5 protein-coding genes are annotated in these 7,214 nt (G+C 55.6%); all 5 read left to right on the forward strand.

From position 1 onward, the window contains the following. Positions 1–10: 10 nt before the first annotated feature. Positions 11–925 (forward strand): hypothetical protein, encoded by a 915-nt coding sequence (locus tag ASE04_RS05340; RefSeq protein ID WP_056813103.1) that lies wholly within the window; start codon positions 11–13, stop codon positions 923–925. Beyond that, positions 922–3,246 carry a hypothetical protein gene (locus ASE04_RS05345; protein WP_056813106.1) on the forward strand — a complete coding sequence of 775 codons (2,325 nt, stop codon included), beginning with the start codon at positions 922–924 and terminating at the stop codon, positions 3,244–3,246. The genes ASE04_RS05340 and ASE04_RS05345 overlap by 4 nt, the downstream gene beginning before the upstream one ends. 70 nt (positions 3,247–3,316) lie before the next feature. Continuing rightward, on the forward strand, positions 3,317–4,333 hold the full coding sequence (locus tag ASE04_RS05350) for a TniB family NTP-binding protein (protein WP_056813110.1): 1,017 nt from the start codon (positions 3,317–3,319) through the stop codon (positions 4,331–4,333). After that, the gene (locus tag ASE04_RS05355; protein WP_056813113.1) at positions 4,326–6,176 is read left to right on the forward strand and encodes a hypothetical protein; all 1,851 of its coding nucleotides are present in this window, start codon (positions 4,326–4,328) and stop codon (positions 6,174–6,176) included. Before ASE04_RS05350 ends, ASE04_RS05355 begins: the two co-directional genes overlap by 8 nt. Before the next feature lie 408 nt (positions 6,177–6,584). Next, the gene (locus ASE04_RS05360; protein WP_056813116.1) at positions 6,585–7,121 is read left to right on the forward strand and encodes a HamA C-terminal domain-containing protein; all 537 of its coding nucleotides are present in this window, start codon (positions 6,585–6,587) and stop codon (positions 7,119–7,121) included. Positions 7,122–7,214 lie beyond the last annotated feature (93 nt).

A 7,214-nucleotide genomic window follows, 5' to 3' on the forward strand; every position in this document is an offset into this window, starting at 1 on the left:
GGAGCTTCAAATGAAACACCGGTCTGAAAACATCTTCGATCCTTTCGCAATATTCGGTAACCAAGGCCTTTCCCACCGCGAACTCGACCCGGCGTCCTATGACCAAGAGGACGAATACGTCCCACAGGATGTTCGTCCCAACACGTTAGATGTCGTAGCTAAGCTGTTTTGGGCAGAAAACGGCGGCCCAATCAGAACGATCATTGATGGACGCAAGACCCGTCCCACGGGTACTTTCCACGCCATAAAGGGTGGTGCGAGAGCCATGCCATGGGAATCGAAGCTTGAGCGTACCGCCATGTGCTTGGCGGACTTCTCGACCCGGGTCCATTACCTGCTAGCGCAACCGCACCGGCTCGAAATCTCAGTCCGGGGCAACCGGGGGCGGCCGCTAATATACTTCCCCGACCTACTGCTACAGGTGCATCCTTCCTTCGTCGAAGACCTACGGAGTGGCATGCCATTTTCGCAGGCTGCGTGCATGGCAGCCAATCGTGATGTTCCGCCACATCGACTGCAGAACCTGCTACTTGAGATCAAGGCGGACAAAGACCCTCGTGACGACGATCCGGCATATCAGCATAAGCTCAGTCTTGCTCAGGAACTCTACCACCGTCGCGGATTTGCTTTTTTCACAATCAGGCAGTCGGTGCATCTAGATAAGCAGTTCACTGCAATCGCCCGACGTGGCGATCTCTATAAGTATTCAACCCTTGATGAATGTGATTTCGCGACCTGCCTTGCGCACTTCGGTGAAGGAAACACGGTGCCGCTCGCGTCCCTACAGCAGGCATTCGGCAACGGCCCATCAGCGCAGGCGAAAGTAGTTGCCCTTCATTACCGGCGGTTCATATCCATCGACTTGACCGCTGGCCTCAAGAGCGGGTGGCCGGTTCACTTGATTGACCAGGGGGCAGGCCGATGACCCTTGATATCTCAGTAGGTGATCAATACCAGTTTTGTAGTGGGACAGTCCGAGGCGCTTTCAAAGTTGAAAGTGAAAACGATAAGAATCTGGTTTCGCTCCGAGGTCTCGCGGACGGACGGGAAGTTCATATCAAGGCGCTCGACCTAGCTGTGCTGCAAGCGAGAGGTGGCGCGGTTCGCACGAAGCGTCAGGGCGAGTTAATACGTACTGTCACCGCCTTCGATATCCGGAGTCTGCACGAACCTCCCAGAAAGCATCTGACAAACAGACAGTTGAAAGACTGGCAGATCAGGAAGGCGGATTTCGAGCGAGCAGCAACGCTTCTTTTCTACGTGCGAGCTTTTGATGCTGCACCGGGGACTAAGAAAAGCACAGCAGCGCTCGATGAATTTATCGACGGCAGAGGCAGTGAGGCAAAAGAGGCCGGACTTGAATGGGCACCATCTGCCAGCGCTGTACGCAAGGCGTTGGCAAAGGGAGGGGAGAACAATCGAACAATAGCTCTTTACCTTCGCAAACGGGGGAACGCCAGGAAGAAGTCGAAATGGCCCGCATGGGTTTACAATCTGGGCCAAGAGACGGTGGCTCACTACTGGGGTGATCCGGTCGTCCTCTTCACCCACGCCCACGGTTATTTCGATGACAGATTCTACGCAAAGCGTGATGAGCTGATCCGCGCTCGTAGAGAGCAAGAAGCAAATGCTTTATCCAGCGACTCTTCAGAACCGGTGGAATACCCGGACCTTATGTTCGAGCCGCCCTGCCATCAAACTCTGACCAACTGGATTAATGAGGCACGATGCCACGCGACGATTAAGTCGAAGTTCGGCATCCGGCAGGCAAACCGAGAGCTGCGCGGTCGAGGCGAGAGCGTCACCGCGATTGCCCCGCTGGAAATCATCGTACTGGACCAGACGCTCGGCGACATCTGGGCGTGCGAAGAGGTCCAAGTCGACGGCTCGACGGCGATTGTGCTAAAAAGACCCTGGCTCGTATGGGCAATGGACTTGTTCTCGCGGATGAACGTCGGGTTCATCATAACGTTCGATCCGCCTTGTCTTGCAACCCTGATGGCCTGCCTGCGTGACGTCGTCAGCCCGAAAGCAGCATTGCTTGAGCGCTTTGGGTTCTCCAAGGGCGCGGCCGACGGTTGGGGGAAGTACAAGACTGTTATCCTCGACAACGCATTGGCTCATATTGGCGTAAGCCTCCAGCTGGTCGGTGACATCGTAGGGTTCGAGGTCGACTACGCGCCAATCAGGACCCCCGAGTACAAACCTTGGATCGAGCGCCTGGTGCGCACCATGAATGGCGCACTGCACGCCTTGCCAGGAGGGATTCCTTATCCTCCCGATGAGTTGGAGTTAAGGGGCATCGATCCCCAAAAGAGCGCTGCCTTGTCCGTCGACTCGATCCGAGACCTCATGGATCACAAGATCATCGAATATAACCTCGATGAACACGACGGCATCGGTATGGCTCCAGCTCGCAAGTGGACGGAAGGCGTTGCCGAGTTTGGTCGCCTTTCCGTTGACGATGCCCGCTCATTCAAACTTGTCCTCGGGCGCTACGAGACCCGGATGCTCGATGCGGAGGGCATTCTTTTGAATGGCCACACCTTCCACGACCAGGGGATCGTGTCGATGCTGCTCGATCACATGGCGCGGTTTCATCGCGAGAGGCGGAAAAAGAAACCAGGTCAGACAGCGTCGTTTCGTGTTCACCTCTTCTTTGACGACATGGATTGCTCCTCGATTTCCGTCATTGATGAGTACACCAACGAGATCGTGGAGCTGCCGAACCGCGATGCATTCTATGCCGAGAAGCCGGTCTCCTTTGCCTTCTCCAAGGGCGAGCGTGAGTATCAGGCCAAGCTCAACAAAAACTTCCACACGCGGGAAGAGAAGGCCAAGGCCCGCCGCGAATATACCAAGGAGCTTGAGGCAAAGCTTGCGAACGACAATCACGCTGAGGCAAAGCGGACGATCCGCGTGCTCCAGGGGCGTGAGAAGCCGCAACTAGCACCGGGAAGTCAAATCATCGACCTTAAGATCAACCCTTCGATCAGCGGGATGCCAGTCGCCGAAGCGGTTCCGGTGTCAATGCCGTTCAACGAGCGGGCGGACGTCTTGACTGCACCAAAGGGCCGAAAGCCCAAAAAGCCGAAGACTCGCAAGGACGCGGCGGTCGCGGAAGCGGCGAACGATCACGTAAAGCCTCATGAGCAGGGGGCAGCAGAGATCGATTGGGCCGCTCAACCGGACATCGACGAGAGCGAAGCCGCGCTCGACGAGCTGGCGCGTCGCTACGGCTTCTAACATGGCTGGCTGGGACTGGCGAAAAGCCTGCTTCCAGCCAGCACCACAACCCATCACCTAAGGAAATAACATGCACATCACGTCCACCGTCGATGAACTCGAACACGTTTTCAAAAATCTCAGGATCGAGCACGCCTTCATGAAGCAGGCGCACAAAACCTTCGATGCGCTTCGAGCCACAAGGCGGCGCATCATGGAAAGGACGGCCATCGGGAATGAGGCAAGGTGCGCGACGCTTTTCGCCGACACACAGAGTGGCAAGACCACCATCGTATCGGCCTATGTGGAACGAAACGTTGTAGACTACTGCTACGAAAGTGGGTTGTTCGCGCGGGACACTCCGCGAGTTGCTGTCGCACTTCTGCAGAAAGTGGTGGTGCATATCTCTGTGTCCGGGACGTCGACCCTAATGTCGCTTCTTGAAGACATACTCCGGGCGTACAACGATCCATGCCCGGAGACCGGCAATATGGGAAACAAGAAGCATCGCGTTCTCAATTACATCAATGAGTTTCGAACAGAGCTGCTGATTTTCGATGAGATGAATCATTTGAGAATTGGTGCAGCGTCCATCAATGCTCGGTCCGAGGCTACTAGAGTGCACAACACGCTGAAGGACTTCCTTCTTGGTGGGTGCCCAGTCGTTTTCGTTGGAACCAGCGAAGCGAGAACGAAAGTCTTCTTGGACAAACAGATACGCGCCCGGTGCATCAAACAGCTCTTCCTGGGCCCGTTGAACTTCAAGAAGCCGAAGCATCGCGACGCGTTCAACGAATTCGTTGGTCTGATCGGCCTGCATCTACAGCGTTCCGGGTTGCTGGCCGAACGTTCTAATTTCATCAGTAAAGATGTGTCCGCCCGGCTCTTCGTCGCTTGCGGGGGCTATCTCGGCCATGCGGCAAACTTGATCGAACGCGCCGCCCTCTATGCAATCGAGGATGGTGCATCGCGGGTCGAATTCGACCACCTACGGGCAGCAGCTGACGATTACACCGTATTCAACGAACTTGCGACCAGCAATCCTTTCGACAAGCTGGAGCGAGTGCGCCAGGCTCCGCCTGCGACGGGAGAGGCGGCTCATGTCTGAGTTGATGGAGCACCACGATGTTGAGGTTGCTCACGCCGTCGACAGGGCCACGAGTATTGGCCGTGTTTTGGCCTTGCCGGTCGATCTGGAGGCTGGCGAACACCTGCGCGACGCCGCGTTCCGAGCGGTCAGCCGAAACGGGTTCTCAAACAGTGGTGTCGTTCTGAAGTTAGCGAAGTCGAAGTCTTTCAAAAGCTTGGCAGCTGTTCATGGCGGAGCTGCCGACGAGATAGGTCGGCTGATTGACGTCCTTGGCATCCGAAAGGATGCCGACGCGGTGAAGGGTTTCCTTACAGACACGCCCGGATGCGGTCGGGACTGGGTCGAGTTTTTCGGCATCAACTTGCGGCGTCGACATGTGGCCAGTCGACGCCGCGTCTCGCCGACATCACTTCGCAAACACGGAACACAAAAGGCGATGTGGTCGCTGCAGCCACTCGGCTTTGACGTCGCAACAAAGGAAGAACTGCTGGATCATTGCCCCGTCTGCCAGCGTGGATTGGGCTGGTGCAAAAACTTCGGCATCAACTTCTGCGACCGCTGCGGACGCCCCGAACAAGCCGCTGTCGATTTGCGGGACTTCCCTCAACCGCTGGCCGACATCCAGGATGAGGCTGCAGTGCAACTTATCGCCGATCTTGTCGATCCCGAAGCGGCTGATCGTCGTTCCAAGCTTCAATTGCATCCCGAGCTAACCCAGCTCGGGCGAGGGGCGCTTTTTCAGTTCGCTGTTCAAATGGCAGGTCGTTTCGAGAGTTCCGGCGCAGGTTGGGGCGGCTGCCTTCAGGTCAGATCGATTGAGCGTGCCGGGCGAGCGATCCTGGAATGGCCGACTAGCTTGGAAAATTTACTGGCACCAAACAAGGCCGGGCAGGACGGAGAGGGCGATATAAGCGGCCTATGTTCCGACCAAACGTTGTCCCCCGAGCTTCGCTGCCTTTTGAAAGGACGAAAAGACAAGTGCCTGGGGCGGGTAGTTGTCGAGAAGGTTGATCGATCAACGAGTTCGTCGAATCCGTCCGCGCCTATTCGACAGATTGGTCCAATGAAACACGGCCGGATAGAACTGCGGCGTCTGAACGAAAGAGCGGGACAAATCCACGCCGTCGAAGCAGCCGTGGCGCTACTGCGCTGCTCGCCTCAGGCAAGAAGCATTGCTAACGGCATCGGCGTGCCGGTCCCCCATCTTATCGATCTCTTCGATGAGGGATTGCTTCCAGAACTCATTCCTGTGCTCGGTCCGCTGAAAACGGCTCCTGCTCCTGGTCAGGGGGTGTCTGTGTTCAAGCAGCTGGAGCCCAACCAACGTACCAGCATCAGTCGTGACGGGCTTCCACTGTTCGACCTGGCATTTGCTTTAGGCAGTTTGAATGGCAAACAGTGGAACCGGATATTCCGAGCCATCGTCACGAGAGCGATGAAAGCCATCTGGATTCCCGCCTTGGACCTGCCACTCGTTCAAAGCGTTTTTATTTTCGATCCTGACGCACTAGCGCAGGTCCTATCGTCAGGCGCAACGACGCGCTCTCACGCCGATTTCGTTCCGCTGTCGCAAGGGGATGTCGCAACGGCGTTCGGAAGATCGCGCACCACAGTTCGAAACCTCGTGCGGAACGACCTGTTGCCGCCTAATCCGACGGGTATTGACGTGGCCGAGTTTCGGAAAAACTGGATGTTCCTATCAGAGGTACGCGATCTCGCGTCCCTGCATGGAATAGCGCTCCCGAACGCCCCGAAGCTGCTTGCGGCATCGTCCCTGGCCCGTATTTCGATTGGTGACACGACGATCTGGTCTCGTGTTGGCGTCCAGGAGCATTTCGGCCTGGACAGCGGCAGCTTCTAATTTGCCGGTCGGAACAGGACGTAAATTAGCGGAACGCGCCTTATTCGTTAGGGGTCTTCGCACGCAACCCAAACGGTGGGCCAATCCCAAAGCCAGGATGAACTTGGTGACAAGCGTGCAGAATTTTGTGGCAAAGCGCTTCCCCTTAGTTGGGAATCTGGAGATATGACCGCCGCATTGGGTTTCAGCTTCTTTTCTTATCTCGCGCCAGCGGCTCGTGAGCCAGGACACGCGCTCGTCAAAAGGACATGGGCGTTTTCTGCCCTGTAGAGGGAACTCACTTGCGCAGGTTGTATAGCCTGCAAAGTCTTTAGAGGGTTAAGTCGCTGCTTCTTGTTGTGAATGCAGATGAACCCGATAGAGTTTTCTCTACTGATTCTATGCATGGTTGAGGCGACGCGGCAGTAGATGCTGAAATATCCTGAGAAATTTCTGGAAATTCGCACAGATTGTATCAATCTGCCACCTTTCTCCGCGCTATGTGCCGGGTATGACAGTAACCACTGGCGGGCAAAGCCTTTTGCCGACCACTTATTCAATTGGTTGCCGTTCGCAGCGCTTAGTCAGGAAAACCAACTAGCTTTCGGCGGAAGCAACTTCGTCGAAATGCTCCAGCTCGCCGCTGCACATATCTACAACACCAAGAAGACGACGAGCCGAGGTGAGATTGGAGAGCTTATCTTTCACTTAGCCTGCATCTTACACTTTGGTACGTCTCCAGTGTTGTGCAAGCTCGTGCTCAAGACCTCATCAAATGACACGGTGAAGGGATTTGATGGGGTTCACATCCTGCCGAAAGGCGATGATTTCGAAATCTGGCTCGGGGAATCAAAGTTTTACTCGAACCCGTTGCGTGGCATTCAGGATGCAGTGAAATCCGTCAAAGAGCATCTTCTCCCGGCCTTTCTCGACATGGAAAAGGCCATGATCTTGGGCCACGGGTAATCCCCCCGCAAATTAACGGGCTTCAAAAGTAGAATTTTCTCGGGCTTTATGATCGAGGAGATTTTGATGAAGACGAGCAGATTTAGCGAACCT

The organism is Rhizobium sp. Root708, assembly GCF_001429725.1.
GTDB lineage: Bacteria > Pseudomonadota > Alphaproteobacteria > Rhizobiales > Rhizobiaceae > Rhizobium.